Source organism: Williamsia sp. Y844 (genome assembly GCF_056786475.1).
This window is the reverse complement of sequence record NZ_JBXCJB010000001.1, coordinates 21,277-38,567: the sequence shown is the minus strand read 5'-3', so window position 1 is coordinate 38,567 and position 17,291 is coordinate 21,277. Positions and strand designations below refer to the sequence as shown.

Sequence of the window (17,291 nt, the reverse complement as noted above, 5' to 3'; positions counted from 1 at the left end):
GGGGTGGGTCAGGTGAGGATGTTTGCGGCCTTGGCGGCGCGGAGCCAGTCGGGGAACTCGAAGAGCAGCCGCTGGTAGAGCTCGTCGTCGGAGACCTTGTCGATGTCGTCGAGGGCGAAGAAGCCTGCGTTGTCGACAACACGGCCGTCCATCTCATCGAGCTGTTCGAGTACGCCGTAGTTCGCCTTGCCGATACCGACGAACTGCCAGAAGACGGGGGCGTTAGATGCCGCCCGCATCAGTTCGCTGATCGGACCTTTCTTACGGAATCCACCGTCGGTGAAGAACAAGACCAACACCGGATGCCCCGGTGTCACCGAACTGAGGATTTCGTTCATGATCGGCAGTTCGTCGTTGGTGGCACCGATCTCGTCGTAGTCGAACCCGCCGTGCTTACCGTAGATGTGGAGGTACTCGCCGGTCCAGGCCTCGACGTTGCCGACGTTGATGTCCGGCACCCGTACGAAAGACTTGGCGTACATGTACGGCTCGAGCTGCCCGTCGTCGTCGATCTGGGTGGCCACGGCCAACATTCGCTCGACAACGCGGTGGATCACCTTTTTGGAGTACTGCTTGGCCATGCTCCCGGTCTTGTCGATGACGATGACGACTCGGGCGCGCACGCCGGTGGCGTTCTTGGAGAGCAATACCTTGTGGACTTCACGCTTGCGCATATCGAGGCGCTGACGCTTTTCGAGGGAAAGTTTCTCCTCACCCGCAACGTTTCTCACTTCTGGGTCGGTTGGTGGTGGTGTGGCCGGGGCGTCGTCGACGCTCACCCCGTGTTCGCGGACGAGATCGGCGAACCCGCGGTCCCATCCGGCGCTGACGTTCCGGATCTTCCATTGACCGCCGCGGCGGTAGACCTCACCGAGTACGGCCGCACGCTCGGTCGTGAGTCCACTGGCCGGCAATTCCACCGCGACGCCGGAGCCACTGGCGGCGACGGCGAGGTCGGGCAGCGAGGCCAGGCCCGCGGTGAAACCCTCATCGCACGCGACGGCGATGGCGATGGTGTCGATGTCGGCGGGGATCCGCGCGAGGTCGATCGAGAGTGTGGCGGTCCCGGTCAGGACAACCGCGCCTTCTGGGGAGGACGGTTGGTTGAAGAAGATGAAGTCGTTGTCGGTGCGCGTCTTGTGATTGCCTGCCAATTGGAAGGCCATCACATCGACCATGCCGGGTTGGGCTCCCGAGACCTCAACCGTCAAAGGGCCGGTACTGATCGGAGTGTTGGCGCCACGCGTCAGGGAGACCATCGGCCCATTATCTACAGCTCCGGAAGGTTCCCGCGCGGGACGCCGTCCTCAGGCGGCGGGTAGGCCCGCGAGCGGTTGCGTTGTGCGGGCCATGCCGTACCGGGTGCTCCAGGGGTATTCGCCGGTGGCGTCAGGCCACACCAACTGCCACGCCGACACCTCCCCGTAGACCGCTCGCGCGACTCTGAGATCGCTCGTGGTGAGTGCTTCGATCACCATCAGATCGAGATCGTCCGTGATGAATCCGGAGAGGCGTTCACCCGCAGTGAGTTTGCCCCCGGCCAGCGCGATCCGATGGCCGACGGTGTTGAGGATCGATCCGGCGATACCCGGCTCGAGCCCGTACACGATCAACTCGGGATGACCGAGGGACGTCAGTCCTGTGGTGTACGCGTGCGACGGAAAACCTGCCCCGGGGTTGGCGCGTACCGCGGTGACGGTCCAGTACCGCTTGGCGATGGCGCGATGGGCGAAGTCGACGGGATCGGACTGCAGGTGCATCGTGTCCTCCTGTGTCGGGTGGGGGCGATCTTCGGAGCCGATCGCGTATGCGGAGGACCCTAATACCCGGCTCCGACAATCGAATCGAGAAAGCGGTCAGACCGCTACGCCACTGACCGGATAGAGTTCGGCGGATGCGTGATGTGGCGGTGGTTGTCGGTGTCCTCGCGCTGATCAACGGGCTTGCGCATTTCACGTTTGACCACGCGATTTCGTTGTTCGTCCCACTCGGGGCATTCGGCTTGCTCATCTATGCCCGGTGGCGGGGATACGGCTGGGACGAGTTGGGGCTGGCCCGCAGTCAACACCGCAAGGGACTCAAATGGGCTGCGGCGATCCTGATCCCCGTTGCGGTCATCGCGATCGGGGGCGCGCTGCTGCCGTGGACCCGGTCCCTGTACTTGTCAGATCACTACGACACGGTGTCGGTGGCGCTGTGGGGTGCGTTTGTGATCATCCCGCTGCAGACGGTGATCCCCGAAGAACTTCTCTTCCGGGGTGTGCTCAACGCGGCCTTGACGCGGGTCGCGTCGGTACGGGTCGTCTATCTGGCGGGTGCGGGCCTCTTCGGGCTCTGGCACATCTCGTCGTCGTTGGGGTTGACCGAAGGCAACGGGGGCCTCACCGACCTGCTGGGGGCAGGGGTATTCGCTCGGATTGCCGGAGTGTTGGGAGCGGTGATCGTCACCGGCACCTCCGGGTTGATCTTCATCTGGCTACGACGACGAAGCGATAGCCTGTTGGCGCCGATGGCTTTTCACTGGGCGGTCAACGGCACCGGTGCACTCGGTGCGGCGTTGGCGTGGCATCTGGCGGGGTGAAGCTCTCACCGATAACGACAAAAGCCGGAACCAACATCGTGCTCGACTAGGGGCGGGCTGCCCACGGGTGCGCAATCTGTACAGCGCTGTGCGTTTCGTGGCTGTTGGCAAAGTCGTTCGGGCGGTTGACTTATAGGCGGAACATTCGAGAAATGAAGGAGAAACCATGGCGCCCCGCGTCAAACTCGTCCCCGATCTTGACAGCCTGTCTCCCGAGGCCAAGCAGGTCCTGGACGACTACGCCAAGAAGACCGGCGGTGAGTATTTCCAAATCGCGCAGACAGTCGATCACCCCTTTCGAGAGAAGGGAAGCGATGCGCATCACGAGTGGGTGAGTCAGTTCATCCGCGTCCTCGGGCTGAGCCCCGGCCTGCTGAAGGCATGGCTCGACAAGGACTGGTACATCGTTCGCGAGAGCCTGATTTCGAAGAAGGACCCGCAACTGGCCGAGTTGGTCGGCCTGGTCGTCGCGTTTGCCTTGGAGTGCCCGTACTGCATCGCATGGCATTCAGCGGCGTCACGGTTCGAAGGCGCCGAAGAGAGCTTGGTCGCCAAGATTCACACTTACGACGAGAATCGGGATGCATTCGACGAGCGCGTCCTTGCGGTCTTCGACTACTCGCGCAAGATTGCTCTGCATGCGTTCAAAGTGACCGATGAGGAAGTCGACAACCTGCGTCGCTGGTACTCCGATCCAGAGATCGCCGAGCTGACCGAGCTTGCCGCCCACATGTCCGCGCTGTCGAAGTTCTTCTCGGCACTTGACGTAGAGATCTGGTGACCATGACCATCGCAATTCTGGTGACCTTTTCCAGCGTCGCCGAACCAGAAGAACTCGGCGCGATCGCCGATGACTTTGCCGGGGCCCTTGGCGGCGTCGATGGACTGCTGAGTAAGACATGGCTCGAAATCGAGGGCGGTAGTGGAGGTTTCTACATCTTCCGGGACGACGCCGCAGTGGACGCCTATTTGACCGGCCCTCTGGTGGCTCAGCTCCGGACTCATCCGAAGTTCTCGGACTTCGACGTTCAGCGGTTCGGTCTTGACGAAAAACTCAGTGCTCGCACCAATGGGTTGCCGAAGTCCTGACAATGTTACATCCGAGCTGCCGGCGGCGAGACACCGTCGTCGGCAGTTCCGGTGTTTGTTACTGCGCCAGAACCTCTTTCGGGTATCTCCCAAAGGCGCTGCGGAACTCGGAGGCAAAGCGTCCGGGATTGTGGTGACCCCACCGTGCCGCGACGGTGGCCACTGTGATGCTCTCGAGGTCGGCCGCCGCCAGATCGTCGTACGCGCGCTGGAGTCGGACCTTCCGCACATATTCCATCGGTGTCATGTCCCGGTGTCGTCTGAATGCCACCTGTAGCGCTCGTGAACTCAAGCCGACCGACAGTGCGATGTCTCGCAGCGTGAGTGGATCTCCGGCATGCTCCTCGATGTACGAGACGGCGCGATCGACCGGTGGGCATGAGATGAACGGAACGCGTTCATCGCCCGAAACTCGAATCGCGGCCGGAAAGGCGTCGAGCAAGGCCGATGCTGTGGCCCGCGCAAGGTGAAACTCGGTGAGCGTGGGCAGCCTGCTGTCCACGAAGACTCCGGTCTGCGCAGCCATCACTGCAACCATGCGACCCCACGTCTCGATTGCAGGTCCGGACGGTTGCAGTTGCAATGAGAAGTCGAGACAGACCTTTTCGGCCGAGAGCCCACAGGACTCGGCGGCCACTTCGCGAGCCAGATCTCGGTGTATCACGACCTTGTACACAACGCTGTTCTTGCTCCAGTGCGTCCGGTAACGCTTACCCGCGTCGAGTACAACCGGCAGGAGGGGGTTGGAGACAACACCAACCGAATCGGCACTCACACCGATTCGGCCGGCGAGTGGATGGATGACCACGATGTGGTTGTCGTTCGGTTCGGGACGTAGATCAACGGCTGCCCCGCCGTAGGTCATCCTGTGCACCTGGACGCCGGGCATTGAGGTTGCTTGCGCTCTGGCGAGGAAGTCGACCACCCCATCGGGAAGTTCCATCCGGTGAGGTCCCAACGACTCGGTCAGGTGTTGGTGAACTTTGTCCGGGTCACAGGATTCGAATGTCCACGACGACGTATGTGCATGAACGGGATCTGCCTGAGCCTGCGAGAAGCCGAGTACAGCAGTCATGCCTCACCTTCAGAAGTAGAACGACGATCCATGCGAAATCTACTGAGCCCTGCGTCAACGGTCGAGAGTTGAGATCGACCAGATTTGAACCCGCACCTGGTTCGTGGAATGCGGGTGGCTGTGGATCAACACTCGTTCGCCCGCTCCCGGCGGTGTCAGAACCCGATGTTTCGTGGCCCGCAGGTATCCGTGTTGTTTACGTCGCCGGTGCGGGGTTGTACGGACTCTGGCATATCTCGTAGTCCCTCGGGTAGGAGCTGGATCGGCGCCCATTGCAGTCGGAGAATTACCCGAGAGGTAATCGACGTGACTACCTGCCGGTCGCCACACTCGAACACATACCCGACGAAGACAGGAAGCCCAAACCATGAGCGAGAGTTACGCGGTCGCCGTCCTCACCGACGTCTCCATGGGAGACGACATCGCCGAATACCTCCAGCGTATCGACAGCACCCTGGCGCCATTTGACGGTCGATTCATCATCCACGGAGGGCCGCCGACCGTCCGCGAAGGAACATGGACGGGCGACCTCATCATTCTGCGGTTCCCGACGTCGGATGGCGCTGCGCGCTGGTACGACTCGGATGCCTATCAGGCCATTGCCCCGCTTCGCGTTAACAATTCCCGCGGGACCCTCGCGACTTTCGAAGGTGTCGATCCGGACCACCGGGCAACCGACATTCTCGAGAACTGAGCCCGGGGGATCGGCGACGACGGATCAGTGCCCGAGGCGGTCTCGTCCCCCGGCGATCCGGGCCTCGTCCGGATACCAGCGTGCATACACGTCCGGATGGGCGCGGGTTCGGCTTTTCCAGGTGTTCGCACCGTATGTCGAATAGAGCGGATTGGCCGGATCCTGTTCGACGCCGCGGGCATTGGCGGCGAGTTCGTCGGGCAGGTCGACCGTGGGTATCACCGCATCGAGAGCGGGACTGAAGAAGTACGGAATCGACAGGCGCTCGCCCGCACCGGGTGGTGTCAGGACCCGATGTCTGGTGGCCCGCAGGTAGCCGTGGGTGGCCACCTCCAGCATCTCGCCGATGTTGACGACAAAAGCGCCGGGCAGCGGCGGTGCGTCGATCCAGCTCCCGTCGGAGGTCTCGACCTGCAGCCCCGAGGAACCCTCTTCGAGCAGGAGTAAGGTCAGCACTCCCGAATCCTTGTGTGCCCCAACACCTTGGTCGCCGGCCACCGCCGCAGCAGGCCGGGCCGGATAGCGCACCAGTTTGATCAGCGTCGCCGGGGCGTGCGCAAAGGTGTCGTCGAACAGTTTCGGATCGGCGGACAGCCCGGCGGCCCAATGACGCAACAGCCGAAGCGACACCAGTGACATGGCGGCGTCGTAATCGGCGATCGCCGAACGCAATTCGGGCAATGACTCGGGCCACTGATTAGGCCCCTGTAGACGCATGTAGCCCATCGCGTGATCAAGCGGGTCCCGGTCGGGGCCGATGTCGATCTGCTCGCGCCAGTCGACTTCGCCATTGGTGAACTCGCCACCGAGGCGGTTGTAGCCACGGAAGTGGCGACTGTTGATCATGGCGATCGACAGTTTGTCCTCATCCGGGAGCGCGAAGAAGGCGTGGGCGGCGGCCTGGACCCGGCTGATGAGTTGCGGGTCGACCCCGTGGCCGACGAGGTAGAAGAAACCGACCTCGTGGGTGACGGTACGAAGTTGTTGGCGGCCTTCGGGTGTATCGAGTTCGGCCAGATCGATCACGGGTAGCACACCGACAACGGTAGTCCGTCGCGCAATTCTCGCCACCCATGGATTCAGCGTGAACTCGAACAACAACTCAACCGCGCACGCCGCGAAGAGCAAGGGAGGGGTAGCCCACCGCCGACGTACTAGATCGAGAGGTCACCCGGCACCGGGTCACGCAAAACTTTGCCTGCGGCGGCGAATTCACGGACCCGGGCGTTGTCCCAGACCTGCGCAGGCACGCCTCCGCCGAGGAGTGCGCGAGTCAGCGCGGGGGACCGGCCGATCTCGGTATCGCTGCCTGCGATCACGATGTTGCCGTAGCGCCGCCCCTTGAGCATGGCGGGATCGGCGATGATCACCATGTGCTCGAAGACCGTGCCCATGGTCGCGGCCTCGGCCCTCGCCAGGGTCAGGTCGCGGGTGTCTCCGCAGTTCACGACGTAGATGCCGCCGGGCGCCAATACCCGTCGTACCTGAGTCACGAACTCCAGGGTGGTCAGCTCCGACGGCGTCACGACTCCGGAGAACACGTCCCGGATGATCAGATCGCGGGTCGTGTCGGTCAGCGACTCGGTGACCTCGCGCGCGTCACCCGCACGCAGCCGCAGCAGGGGCGCGCGCGGCAGGTTGAACCACTCGCGGACCAGTTCGGTGAGCCGCTTGTCGATGTCGACCGCAACCTGCCTCGCGTCGGGGTAGGTCGCGGCAAGATAGCGGGCCATCGAACACGCACCGGCACCCAGGTGCAGTGCGCGCAGTCGCTCGGTGGTCGGCCAATGGTCGCCGATCAGTTCGGCCATCCACTGCATGTACTCGAAGTCGAGCATCGTCGGATCGGCCAGGTTGATATGCGAGCTCTGGGCGCCGTTGACGGTGATCATCCAGCCGTCGGTCAGGTGATCGCGGACGAGTTCACACGTGCCCGTGTCGATGGGGTAGATGCCCGGCTGCGGCCCGTCGGTTTCGCGTGCCGGTGCGGTCTTACGGGACTGCGTGTTCTTGCGCGATTTGGCCATCGACGTCAGTACACGTCACGCAGATAACGCTTTTCGCGTTTGAGGGTGTTCACGAAGTCCTCGGCGGCGTCGGTGTCGAGGCCACCGTGCTCGGCGACCACATCGTGCAGCGCGGCGTCGACATCCTTGGCCATCTGCGACGCGTCGCCGCAGACGTAGAGGTATGCACCTTGTGCGAGCCAACGGAACAGTTCATCGCCGTTCTCGCGCATCCGGTCCTGGACGTAGATCTTGTGTTCCTGATCGCGGGAGAACGCGAGGTCGAGGCGCGTGAGGACGCCGTCACGCTGGAACTGGACGATCTCGTCCTCGTACATGAAATCGGTGGCCCGGTGATGGTCACCGAAGAACAGCCAGTTGCGGCCGCGGGCGCCGCGGGCCTTGCGCTCGTAGAGGAACGACCGGAACGGCGCCACCCCGGTGCCGGGACCGATCATGATCACCGGTGCCGAGTCGTCGGTCGGCAATCGGAACGAGCGGTTCTTCGAGAGGAAGACACCTGCGGTTCCGCCTGCGCTGATCCGGTCGGCCAGATACGTCGAGCACTGTCCGCGTCGATCGCGCTCGGCGCTACGGTGCCGCACCGCCGCAACGGTCAGATGGACCATGCCGCGATGGGTCAGAGGACTCGACGAGATCGAGTACACGCGGTGGGCGAGCGGGCGCAACAGGTCGATGAGTTCGGTGGCGGAGATCTGCAGGGTCGGTTCGAGGTCGAGGAGATCGAGGACGTCCTTGCCCCACAGCCAGCCCTCGAGCGAGTCACGGTCTTCCGTCGACAGGATATGGACGAGTTCGGCGTCGCCGGAGTGATCGGCCATGTGGTTGATCAGCTCCCGCGTCGGCAACGAGATCTCGTAGTCGTGGGAGAGCAGGTCGATGAGTGTCGACTCGCCGGTTCGGGTGGTGATCATCTCTTCGGGGTCGGCGCCGATGCGCTCGATCAGCGCGGCCACCAACGCCGGATCGTTGACCGGCTTGATGCCGAGGCCGTCGCCGGCTTCGTAGTCGATGTCGCTGTCACCGAGATCGAAGACCACGTGGCGGACATCTTTGCGAGAGTCTGATCCGCGCAGGGGACGGTTCGCGACGAGTGTTGCGCCGTAGGGATTCTTGCGGGTCCAGGGGGAGCGTTTCGGTTTGTCGGCCCGTGGCAGAGAAGGGGTTTCGGTGGTGGCGGTCACAGCGTGCAGAATCTCCGGTGCATCAGTTGTCGTATCGAGTTCACGTAGCGCGATCAGAGCGCGGGCGAGTACATCCTCGCGGGTCGCGACGGTGGTTCCGGACGTCGACCCGGTGTCGTAGCCGGCAAGGAAGCCGGACAACCACAGCCGCTCGTCTCCGGTGAACTCGGCGTCATCGGGCAGGTTGGACGTTTTCATGGCCTGGCTGTGCTCTTTCGAAGTCTGCGCGTACGTGTTCACTGCGTCGGGCACCGCTGCTCCGTTGAAGCGGCACCAGACTGGCTAAGGGTACCCTCAGCTGGTGCTGGCGGCCGATCGCGTGGATCTAAGATGTGGCCGGTGAAGTCATCGGGAGTGCACCGCAGCACAGGGTTGGCGATCGGCTATCTCCTCGATCGTAGGTTCGGTGATCCGCGGCGATTGCATCCGGTGGCCGGGATGGGGATATCGGCGGGCAAGCTCGAACAACTCCTGTATCGCGATTCGCGGCCGGCCGGAGCGGCCTTCACCGCGGTCTGCGTGGGCACCGCGCTGGGTGCCGGAATCGTCGGCGGACGCTGCGGTGTCGTCGGAGTTGCGTTGGCCACGTGGGTTGCGCTGGGCGGATCGTCGTTGGCGGCCGTCGGCGACCGGTTGGCCGACGAGTTGGAAGCCGGTCACATCGATGGTGCCCGTGAGCTCATCCCGAGCCTGTGCGGCCGCGATCCGAACAGCCTCGACGAATCCGGGATGGCACGCGCGGCCGTGGAATCAGTGGCAGAGAACACATCTGATGCGGCGGTTGCGTCGCTGCTGTGGGGTGCGGTGGCGGGCGTTCCCGGCCTACTGGCCTATCGGATGATCAACACCCTCGACGCGATGGTCGGATACCGCAACGAGCGATACGAGAACTTCGGGTGGGCCGGCGCCCGGCTCGACGATGTTGCGAACTATCTGCCCGCGCGTGTGACCGCTGCGCTGGTGATAGCCATCGGACCGAATCGGCGACGTGCGGTGGCCGCGGTCCGGCGTGATGCCCGGGCGCATCCCAGCCCGAATGCCGGTGTGGTCGAGGCCTCGTTTGCCGGGGCGCTCGGTGTGTCGATCGGTGGGCGGACCGTCTACCGCCATCGGGTCGAGGATCGGCCCGTACTCGGCCAGGGGCCGGCGCCGGCCGCGGTGGACGTACGTCGGGCAGCGCAGCTGTCGCGACGCGTACAGGTGGGAGCGTTAGCGACCGTAGCGATCGGACAGCTTGTCGCTGCCATCCTGATCGGCCGTCGGACCCGAACCGATCACCCCGCCGCGAACCTCTGAATCGGCGCCACCGGTCGACGACGCAGCCAGCGCATCGCGGGTCTCGCGTCCACGTTCGCGGGGCTTCTTGGGGATCGTTCCTTCTTTGGCGGCGCGGCGTTGCTTGTACTCCGACCAGGCGAAGTAGCCCAACCCCAACGGGGCCATCACACCGAACGCGATCCACTGCAATCCGTATGACAGGTAGGGACCCGAATCGAGTTGGGGCAGATCCATGGCCCCGAGGCCGCCGGGTTGTCCCTCGTCGAGTTGGAGGTATCCGTTTGTCAGCGGGAGATCGACGGCGGCACTCAGGACCACCGGATCGATGGAATACACCTGCAGGGCACCGGCTTCGACACGTGGCTCGCGCCCGGGACTGGTGCCTTCGGCGGAACGGATCCGCGCTTCCACCGAGACCTCGTCGGTCGGCGGCGCCGCGATCGGTGGCAGGGCCGTGCCCTGTACGGGCGTCACATATCCACGATTGACGAGATAGGTGGCACCGTCGGTGCTCCGCAGCGGTGTGAGCACCTCGTATGCGGGGGCCCCGTCGATGTGGCGCAACCGGACGACGGCCTGCTGCTCGGGTAGGTAGGTGCCGGTCACCTGTACCTTGCGCCACTCCGAATCCTTGACCGGCTGGCCATCGTTGTACAGATCGGCGATCTGCACGGGGTCCGTGGTCTCGGCTTTGCGGAGCAGGTCGTTCTGATGTTCGGTGTTCGAGTTCTTGCCCAACTGCCAGGGCGCGAGAAGCCAGAAGCACGCCACCGCAAAAGCGACCACAACTACGGCGAGCAGAAGCCAGCCGGGCCGAAGGAAACTACGGAGGATGCGCACCCCTATACGGTACCGAGCGCATCGATGTGGCCCTCGACTCCCCATACCCGGCTTTCGAACCCTGCCGACCCACCTCGTCCTGGCTAGTCTTGGCGGGGTTGGCGTGCGGTCGGCGCGCCACGTCTTGGGGAGGCTCAAATGCGCGATCTGGTCTGTCGTAAATGTGGACAGAAGTTGTCCTTCGAGAACACGTTGTGCTTGAGCTGCAACAGCCCGCTGGGGTTTCATCTGCCGTCGCGCACCATGTTCACACTCGACGAGGACGCGACCACCGAGACCGATGGCGACGTCCTCGTCCGGTGTGCCAACTTCAAGCTGATCTCGTGCAACTGGTTGGTACCGCCGGTCGAGCCGGGTGCGAGCACACCTGACGGAGAACCGAATCCGTCGACGCTGTGCGAATCGTGCCGCCTGACGCGAACCCGTCCGGCCGACGAGGACACTGCTGCGATCGTGGCCTTCGGCACCGCCGAGACCGACAAACGACGCGTGATCCTGGAGCTCAGTGAGCTCGGTCTGCCCATCGAAGGCCGCGATGTCGATCCGCAGACCGGGCTGGCCTTCGATCTGCTCTCGAGCGCCAAGACGCCGGTGATCACCGGTCATGCCGACGGGGTGATCACCCTGGATCTCGCCGAGGGCGACGACGTACACCGCGAACAGTTGCGGGTGTCGATGGACGAGCCCTACCGGACCCTGATCGGGCACTTCCGCCACGAGATCGGGCACTACTACCAAATGGTGCTGGTCGGAACCGGTGAGCACCGACCACGCTTCGAAGAGCTCTTCGGCAACCCGGACGACGACTATCAGGCAGCCCTCGACCGGCATTACAGCCAGGGCCCGCCCGACGACTGGAAGAGCGACTACGTCTCGTCCTACGCGACGATGCACCCGGCGGAGGACTGGGCCGAGACCTTTGCGCACTATCTCCACATCCGCGACACCCTCGACACCGCGGCCGCGTTTGCGATGGCACCTGCGGGCGCGACACTCGACAGCGTGCTGGTGGGGGATGTGGGGTTCGATCAGATCATCGATCTGTGGCTACCGCTGACCTGGGCGCTGAATCAGATCAACCGGTCGATGGGACACCACGATCTCTATCCGTTCGTGCTGCCCGCGAAGGTGCTCGACAAAATGCGGTTCATCCACGGACTGATCGCGCCTGCCGCTCTCTGATCCCTATACGCGGCTGCGTACCCAATCGAGGAGTCCGGGCATCGCGGCCTCGATCTGGGTCCGCACCGTCCGGAAGTCGTCGTCGCTGCCGTAGTACGGATCGGCGATGTCGACGTCATCGGCGTCGGGATCGAAACTGCGCAGCAGCCGGGTCCGGTCGCCGGCGCCCATCTTGTGCAGGGCTGCGGAGTGGCCGCTGTCCATCGCGATCAGCAGGTCGGCGTCGAGATGTTCGGGGCCCACTTTTGCTGCGGTGTGTTCGTCGTCGTAGCCGGCCGACGTGAGTTCGGTGCGAGCGCGGGCATCGGCCGGCTCGCCGACGTGCCAGCCGCCGGTGCCCGCACTGGTCACACGCACCTTGTCGTCCAGGCCGGCGTCCTCGAGCGCCCGCCGGAAGATGTTCTGCGCCATCGGTGAACGGCAGATGTTGCCCGTGCAGATAAACGTGACGTGCAGTGGTTCAGCCATGGATCAGCTTCCTCAATTGGTCAACCGAGTCCACCGTCCAGGCGGCATCGGCGCCTTCATCGCCGACCGCGTAACCCCAGTCCACGAAGATTGCCGGAATCCCGAACTGCGCCGAGCCGTGGACGTCGTGGGAACGGTCACCGATGATGACCACCGGGTGGGCGGCGACATCGGTGATCCCGAGTGAGCTCAGGGCGTGGGCGATCACGTCGGACTTGCTGCGCCGGCTGCCGTCGTCGGATGCCCCGGCGATGTATTTGAAATGTGAGGCGAGGCCGAAATGCTCGAGGATCGCCCGGGCGGTGCCCTGGTTCTTCGAGGTCGCGACGGCCATCAGTCGACCGGACTGCGTCAGGTCGGCCAGCAGGTCGGCCATGCCGTCGAATACCGAGTTCTCCAGCCAGCCGGTCTCGACGTAACGCTCCCGATAGGCGGCCATCGCGGTCTCGATATCGGCGTCATCGAGGTCCATACCCCGCAGACTGTCGATCATGGGTGGTCCGGCGAGTCCGGCGACCAACGCCGGATCGGGCTCGGGTGCTCCGACCACGGCGAGCGCATGCCGGAAACTCTTCTCGATGCCGTCGAACGAATCGGTGATCGTGCCATCGAGGTCGAACAGCAGAATGGTCGCCGGATCGGCCGGGTCCGGAAGGTCAGGCCTGTTGCTCAAACTCACCACTCCATCCTGCCCGTAGGCTCGACAACTGTGAAATCGGACGAGCTGACCGACCTGGGTCGCCATGGCGACGCAGATGCCCAACCAGGCCTGATCGACTTCGCGGTCAACGTCCGCGGCGACACCCCGCAGTTCGTTCTCGACGCGCTGGCGAGGCGGCTCGGTGACCTGGCCGGCTATCCCAGCGCCGATGACCAGCAGCGGGCCGTCACGGCGATTGCCGGGCGTCACCACCGCGATCCGTCCGAGGTGTTGTTGCTCGCCGGTGCCGCCGAGGGTTTTGCGCTCCTGCCCGAGCTGGCCCCGCGCCGCGCGGCACTGATCCAGCCGTCGTTCACCGAACCCGAGCGCGCGCTGCGTGCTGCCGGAATCGCCATCGACCAGGTGGTGTTGCCGTCGCCCTGGACTCTGGACCCGGAGCTGGTGCCCGAGGATGCGGACCTCGTTGTCCTGGGCAACCCCACGAATCCGACGTCGGTGCTGCATCCCCGCCAAACCATCGAGGCGTTGCGGCGCCCCGGCCGGGTCATCGTTGTCGACGAGGCGTTTGCCGACGTGGTGCCCGGTGAGCCGCAGAGCCTGGCCGGCCACCGCGGCGACGACATCCTGGTCTTGCGCAGCATCACCAAGACGTTTGCACTGGCCGGGCTGCGGGCCGGGTACTTCCTCGGATCGCCCGATCTCCTCGAGCGGTTGGGGCGCCGACGACCACATTGGCCGCTGGGCACCCTGCAACTGGCGGCGCTCGAGCTCTGCGCCGGTGACGTGGCAACCGGTTACGCCGACGCCGAAGCGGTTTCGGTTGTCGATCAACGTGATTGGATGATCATCGCGCTGACTGCCGCTGGGGTCGAGGTGGTCGGCGAGCCGTCGGCATCGTTTGTGACGATCGCGGTGGCCGACGGTACCGCGCTCAAAGAGGCTCTGCGGGATCATGGTTATGCGGTCCGCAGCTGCGCCAACTTCGTCGGGATGGATGCGAACCATCTACGGCTCGCGGTCCGGGACCGCACGACTGTCGACGGATTGGTCGACACGATCAGAAAGGTGCTCGGGTGACGGCTACAGGAACGACGGATATGACGACATTGGCCGACGTGATCGGGATTCTCGAGCGCGCATACCCGATCCGGCTGGCGGAGAGCTGGGATTCGGTGGGCCTGGTCTGCGGCGACCCGGATGATGCCGTCACCTCGGTGCTGTGTTGTGTCGACGTCACCGACGCGGTGGTCGAGGCGGCCTTGGAGTCCGGTGTGGATCTTGTTGTGGCCCACCACCCGTTGCTCCTGCGCGGGGTCGACACCGTCGGTACCCACACCCCCAAGGGCAGGCTTGTGCACCGCCTGATCAAGGGCGGTTGTGCCCTCTACACCGCGCACACCAACGCGGATTCGGCAAACCCCGGTGTCTCCGACGCCTTGGCCGCGTTGCTCGGGCTCATCAACGTGCGACCGCTGGACCCCAAACCCGCGGAGGCGATGGACAAGTGGTCGGTGTTCGTTCCGGCCGGCGATGTAGTGGCCGTCCGCGAGGCGATGTTCGACGCCGGAGCCGGTGAGATCGGTGAGTACAGCCACTGCTGTTGGAGCACCTCCGGTACCGGTCAGTTCCTGCCGGGTGCGGGCGCCGATCCGGCGGTCGGGGAACGTGGCGAGGTGACGCAGGTGGCCGAGGACCGTGTCGAGATGGTGTCGAGCCGCCGGGTTCGCGAGCGTGTGCTGACCGCGCTGCGCGCCGCACACCCGTATGAGGAACCGGCCTTCGACCTCATCGAGTTGGCACCCGCTCGCGGCGACGAGGGCCTGGGACGGGTGGGTGAGCTCGGTGAACCGATGAGCCTGGCCGCGTTCACGGAACAGGTTGCGCGGGCTTTGCCGTCCACGACTGTGGGAATCCGCGCCGCCGGTGACCCGGAGATGACCATCACAACGGTGGCGGTCTGCGGAGGCGCCGGTGATTCGATGCTGGCCACGGCCCGCGCGGTGGGCGCGGACGTCTACGTCACCGGCGACCTGAGGCATCACCCGGTCGACGAACACCTGCGCGGCGGTGGTCCTGCCCTGATCGACGCCGGTCATTGGAGTACCGAGTTCCCGTGGTGTGAGCAGGTCGCCGGTCTGCTCGCCGACGCCGTCCCCGGACTTGCCACCGGCGTGTTCGCCACTCCGACAGATCCATGGACAATTCATCGGAGCGGCCACTGAGGCGCGGTACCGCGTACGGTTGCAAAAATGTCATCACCGGCGCTTGACGGCGCCGAACGACTTGTTGATCCGGCCCGTGGGACCGGACAGTAGAGGAATGAAGGAACACTGGTGAAAGCAGATCCGGCCGACCAACGATTGATGTTGGACATTGCCGATGTCGATGCGGAATTGCATCGAATCGAACACCGGCGGTCCACGTTGCCCGAGATCGCCGAGCTCGATCAGCTCGCGCAGCAGCTGAATACCCAGCGTGACGAGGCCGTGCGGGCTCAGATAGCTGCAGAGGACCTGCACCGTGAGTCCCGGCGGCTCGACAACGAGATCATGTCGATGTCGATGCGTGAAGAGAAGGACAATCAGCAGTTGGCTGCGGGTTCCTTGCCCGCCAAACAACTCAGTGAGCTGTCGCATGAGGTCACCGGGCTGATTCGTCGTCGCGCATTGCTCGAGGACGAGCTGCTCGAGGTGATGGAACAGCAGGAAGCCGTCGGTGCGGACGAACAGCGGGCCTCTGCCATGACCAACCACACCGAGCGGCAGATCGCAGAAGCCACCGCCCGACGTGATGCGGCGTTGGCGAAGATCGACCAGGACATCGCCGCCGCGCGGGAGAAGCGGGCGGCGCTGACCGCCAACGTGAACCCGGATCTGATGGCCGTCTACTCCAAGCAGGTCTCGCAGGGACGGATCGGTGCCGGACTGCTCCGGGCCGCCCGCTGTGGCGCCTGCCGGATGGAACTCGATCGGGGTCTGCTCAGCCGGATCAACGCAACCCCGACCGACGAGGTCGTCCGCTGCGACGAGTGCGGCGCCATCCTGGTGCGTACCCACGAGTCGGGTTTGGCTTCTTCGTGAGAGTTGTTGTCGAGGCCGACGGCGGTTCGCGGGGCAACCCGGGACCGGCGGGCTACGGCGCGGTGGTGTTCGACGCCGACCGCGCCTCGGTCCTGGCCGAACGCAAGGAGGCCCTCGGTATCGCGACCAACAACGTCGCCGAGTACCGCGGGCTGATCGCCGGTCTGGCCGCGGCCGAGGACGTGGGCGCCGACGAGGTGTCGGTCCGGATGGATTCGAAGCTGGTCGTCGAGCAGATGTCCGGTCGCTGGAAGATCAAGCATCCGGACATGATTCCGCTGGCCGCGCAGGCGAAGGCGCTGGCGTCGGGATTCTCGCGCGTCGACTACACCTGGATCCCACGGAACCAGAACTCTCACGCCGACCGCCTGGCCAACGAGGCCATGGACGCCGCGGCCGCGGGCGAGCAGGTAGCCGTGGTGACCGAGAAGCCGGTTGAGAAGCCTTTGAAGCCGGCACCCAGGGCGCCCGGATGGAACGGTGCGATGGGTGCTCCGACGCGAATGTTGTTGCTACGACACGGGCAAACCCCGTTGTCGGTGGAGCGGCGTTACTCCGGGCGCGGTAACCCGCAACTGACCGAACTGGGCCGCGATCAGGCGGCCAGGGCGGCCAAGCGACTGTCGACCCGGGCGCAGACCGCGGCCGAGCCGGACGGTATCTCGGCCGTGATCTGTTCCCCGCTTGGGCGGGCCCGCGACACCGCCGAGGCCGCTGCGCAGGCACTGGGTCTGTCGGTCACCGTGCACGACGGTCTGATCGAAACCGACTTCGGTGACTGGGAAGGGCTGACCTTCGCCGAAGCCGCGGATCAGGATCCCGACCTCCACAAGGCATGGATCGGCGATACGAGCATCGCGCCTCCCGGAGGCGAGAGCTTCGACACCGCCACCGTGCGAATCCTGAAGGCGCAGGCGGAGATCGTCGATCAGTACGGTCCGGGCGAGGTGCTCGTGGTGTCCCACGTGACACCCATCAAGGTTCTCCTACGGGAAGCGCTCGGTGTCGGATCGTCGATCCTCTACCGGATGCACCTCGACCTGGCATCGCTGAGCATCGCCGAGTTCTATCCCGACGGTGGTGCCTCGGTCCGGTTGGTCAACGACACGAACCACCTGGGTGAGATCTGATC

19 protein-coding genes are annotated in these 17,291 nt (G+C 64.6%); 10 read left to right on the top strand and 9 right to left on the bottom strand.

Annotation, left to right across the window (positions count from 1 at the left end):
* Positions 1-8: 8 nt before the first annotated feature.
* On the bottom strand, positions 9-1,259 hold the full coding sequence (locus AC1TQG_RS00180; protein WP_482134945.1) for a vWA domain-containing protein: 1,251 nt from the start codon (positions 1,257-1,259) through the stop codon (positions 9-11).
* 48 nt (positions 1,260-1,307) lie between these two features.
* Positions 1,308-1,760, bottom strand: a complete 453-nt coding sequence (locus tag AC1TQG_RS00175) for a DUF4262 domain-containing protein (RefSeq protein ID WP_482134944.1) — start codon at positions 1,758-1,760, stop codon at positions 1,308-1,310.
* Positions 1,761-1,894: 134 nt separating this feature from the next.
* Between AC1TQG_RS00175 and AC1TQG_RS00170 the strand changes: the two genes are divergently transcribed.
* From AC1TQG_RS00170 to AC1TQG_RS00160, 3 genes are all read left to right on the top strand, one after another.
* Positions 1,895-2,581, top strand: a complete 687-nt coding sequence (locus tag AC1TQG_RS00170; protein WP_482134943.1) for a CPBP family intramembrane glutamic endopeptidase — start codon at positions 1,895-1,897, stop codon at positions 2,579-2,581.
* 166 nt (positions 2,582-2,747) lie between these two features.
* Complete coding sequence (locus tag AC1TQG_RS00165; RefSeq protein WP_482134942.1) at positions 2,748-3,362, top strand: carboxymuconolactone decarboxylase family protein; 615 nt, start codon at positions 2,748-2,750, stop codon at positions 3,360-3,362.
* Positions 3,363-3,364: 2 nt separating this feature from the next.
* Positions 3,365-3,670, top strand: coding sequence for a YdhR family protein (locus tag AC1TQG_RS00160; protein ID WP_482134941.1), 306 nt, complete (start codon positions 3,365-3,367; stop codon positions 3,668-3,670).
* A gap of 58 nt (positions 3,671-3,728) precedes the next feature.
* On the opposite strand, the gene AC1TQG_RS00155 is transcribed toward AC1TQG_RS00160, so the two are convergent.
* Positions 3,729-4,745 carry an AraC family transcriptional regulator gene (locus tag AC1TQG_RS00155; protein ID WP_482134940.1) on the bottom strand — a complete coding sequence of 339 codons (1,017 nt, stop codon included), beginning with the start codon at positions 4,743-4,745 and terminating at the stop codon, positions 3,729-3,731.
* Positions 4,746-5,112: 367 nt separating this feature from the next.
* Here AC1TQG_RS00155 and AC1TQG_RS00150 point away from each other — a divergent pair, with 367 nt between their 5' ends.
* Positions 5,113-5,439, top strand: a complete 327-nt coding sequence (locus AC1TQG_RS00150) for a DUF1330 domain-containing protein (protein WP_482134939.1) — start codon at positions 5,113-5,115, stop codon at positions 5,437-5,439.
* Between the two features lie 24 nt (positions 5,440-5,463).
* Here AC1TQG_RS00150 and AC1TQG_RS00145 read toward each other — a convergent pair whose 3' ends face one another.
* From AC1TQG_RS00145 to AC1TQG_RS00135, 3 genes are all read right to left on the bottom strand, one after another.
* Positions 5,464-6,474 carry an isopenicillin N synthase family dioxygenase gene (locus tag AC1TQG_RS00145; protein ID WP_482134938.1) on the bottom strand — a complete coding sequence of 337 codons (1,011 nt, stop codon included), beginning with the start codon at positions 6,472-6,474 and terminating at the stop codon, positions 5,464-5,466.
* Positions 6,475-6,593: 119 nt separating this feature from the next.
* On the bottom strand, positions 6,594-7,466 hold the full coding sequence (locus tag AC1TQG_RS00140; protein ID WP_482134937.1) for a spermidine synthase: 873 nt from the start codon (positions 7,464-7,466) through the stop codon (positions 6,594-6,596).
* Between the two features lie 5 nt (positions 7,467-7,471).
* Positions 7,472-8,902 carry a sulfite reductase subunit alpha gene (locus AC1TQG_RS00135; RefSeq protein WP_482134936.1) on the bottom strand — a complete coding sequence of 477 codons (1,431 nt, stop codon included), beginning with the start codon at positions 8,900-8,902 and terminating at the stop codon, positions 7,472-7,474.
* 78 nt (positions 8,903-8,980) lie between these two features.
* Here AC1TQG_RS00135 and AC1TQG_RS00130 point away from each other — a divergent pair, with 78 nt between their 5' ends.
* The gene (locus tag AC1TQG_RS00130; RefSeq protein ID WP_482134935.1) at positions 8,981-9,946 is read left to right on the top strand and encodes a cobalamin biosynthesis protein; all 966 of its coding nucleotides are present in this window, start codon (positions 8,981-8,983) and stop codon (positions 9,944-9,946) included.
* Here AC1TQG_RS00130 and AC1TQG_RS00125 read toward each other — a convergent pair.
* Positions 9,860-10,768 (bottom strand): SURF1 family cytochrome oxidase biogenesis protein, encoded by a 909-nt coding sequence (locus AC1TQG_RS00125; RefSeq protein ID WP_482134934.1) that lies wholly within the window; start codon positions 10,766-10,768, stop codon positions 9,860-9,862. The genes AC1TQG_RS00130 and AC1TQG_RS00125 overlap by 87 nt on opposite strands.
* Positions 10,769-10,906: 138 nt before the next feature.
* On the opposite strand from AC1TQG_RS00125, the gene AC1TQG_RS00120 reads away from it, so the two are divergent.
* The gene (locus tag AC1TQG_RS00120) at positions 10,907-11,950 is read left to right on the top strand and encodes a zinc-binding metallopeptidase family protein (RefSeq protein WP_482134933.1); all 1,044 of its coding nucleotides are present in this window, start codon (positions 10,907-10,909) and stop codon (positions 11,948-11,950) included.
* Positions 11,951-11,953: 3 nt separating this feature from the next.
* Here the strand turns inward: AC1TQG_RS00120 and AC1TQG_RS00115 are convergent, their stop codons facing one another.
* Both AC1TQG_RS00115 and AC1TQG_RS00110 read right to left on the bottom strand, forming a co-directional pair.
* A complete protein-coding gene (locus tag AC1TQG_RS00115; RefSeq protein ID WP_482134932.1) occupies positions 11,954-12,418 on the bottom strand; it encodes a low molecular weight protein-tyrosine-phosphatase in 465 nt (154 codons plus the stop codon).
* Entirely contained in the window at positions 12,411-13,097 is a 687-nt protein-coding gene (locus tag AC1TQG_RS00110; protein ID WP_482134931.1) for an HAD hydrolase-like protein, read from the bottom strand. The genes AC1TQG_RS00115 and AC1TQG_RS00110 overlap by 8 nt, the downstream gene beginning before the upstream one ends.
* A 30-nt stretch (positions 13,098-13,127) precedes the next feature.
* Between AC1TQG_RS00110 and cobC the strand changes: the two genes are divergently transcribed.
* The 4 genes from cobC to AC1TQG_RS00090 all read left to right on the top strand — a co-directional run bounded on the left by cobC (position 13,128) and on the right by AC1TQG_RS00090 (position 17,289).
* Positions 13,128-14,156, top strand: coding sequence for an Rv2231c family histidinol phosphate aminotransferase CobC (gene cobC, locus AC1TQG_RS00105; RefSeq protein ID WP_482134930.1), 1,029 nt, complete (start codon positions 13,128-13,130; stop codon positions 14,154-14,156).
* Between the two features lie 20 nt (positions 14,157-14,176).
* The gene (locus AC1TQG_RS00100; RefSeq protein ID WP_482137208.1) at positions 14,177-15,301 is read left to right on the top strand and encodes a Nif3-like dinuclear metal center hexameric protein; all 1,125 of its coding nucleotides are present in this window, start codon (positions 14,177-14,179) and stop codon (positions 15,299-15,301) included.
* A 111-nt stretch (positions 15,302-15,412) separates the two neighbouring features.
* A complete protein-coding gene (locus tag AC1TQG_RS00095; protein WP_482134929.1) occupies positions 15,413-16,159 on the top strand; it encodes a zinc ribbon domain-containing protein in 747 nt (248 codons plus the stop codon).
* Entirely contained in the window at positions 16,156-17,289 is a 1,134-nt protein-coding gene (locus tag AC1TQG_RS00090; protein WP_482134928.1) for a bifunctional RNase H/acid phosphatase, read from the top strand. The genes AC1TQG_RS00095 and AC1TQG_RS00090 overlap by 4 nt, the downstream gene beginning before the upstream one ends.
* Positions 17,290-17,291 lie beyond the last annotated feature (2 nt).

Bases quoted from the DNA above. Each gene is read 5' to 3' on its own strand.
- AC1TQG_RS00150 (WP_482134939.1), top strand. From the start codon at position 5,113: ATGAGCGAGAGTTACGCGGTCGCCGTCCTCACCGACGTCTCCATGGGA.
- AC1TQG_RS00175 (WP_482134944.1), bottom strand. From the start codon at position 1,760: ATGCACCTGCAGTCCGATCCCGTCGACTTCGCCCATCGCGCCATCGCC.
- AC1TQG_RS00155 (WP_482134940.1), bottom strand. From the start codon at position 4,745: ATGACTGCTGTACTCGGCTTCTCGCAGGCTCAGGCAGATCCCGTTCAT.
- AC1TQG_RS00170 (WP_482134943.1), top strand. From the start codon at position 1,895: ATGCGTGATGTGGCGGTGGTTGTCGGTGTCCTCGCGCTGATCAACGGG.
- AC1TQG_RS00165 (WP_482134942.1), top strand. From the start codon at position 2,748: ATGGCGCCCCGCGTCAAACTCGTCCCCGATCTTGACAGCCTGTCTCCC.
- AC1TQG_RS00100 (WP_482137208.1), top strand. From the start codon at position 14,177: ATGACGACATTGGCCGACGTGATCGGGATTCTCGAGCGCGCATACCCG.
- AC1TQG_RS00115 (WP_482134932.1), bottom strand. From the start codon at position 12,418: ATGGCTGAACCACTGCACGTCACGTTTATCTGCACGGGCAACATCTGC.
- AC1TQG_RS00140 (WP_482134937.1), bottom strand. From the start codon at position 7,466: ATGGCCAAATCGCGCAAGAACACGCAGTCCCGTAAGACCGCACCGGCA.
- AC1TQG_RS00180 (WP_482134945.1), bottom strand. From the start codon at position 1,259: ATGGTCTCCCTGACGCGTGGCGCCAACACTCCGATCAGTACCGGCCCT.
- AC1TQG_RS00130 (WP_482134935.1), top strand. From the start codon at position 8,981: ATGTGGCCGGTGAAGTCATCGGGAGTGCACCGCAGCACAGGGTTGGCG.
- AC1TQG_RS00160 (WP_482134941.1), top strand. From the start codon at position 3,365: ATGACCATCGCAATTCTGGTGACCTTTTCCAGCGTCGCCGAACCAGAA.
- AC1TQG_RS00120 (WP_482134933.1), top strand. From the start codon at position 10,907: ATGCGCGATCTGGTCTGTCGTAAATGTGGACAGAAGTTGTCCTTCGAG.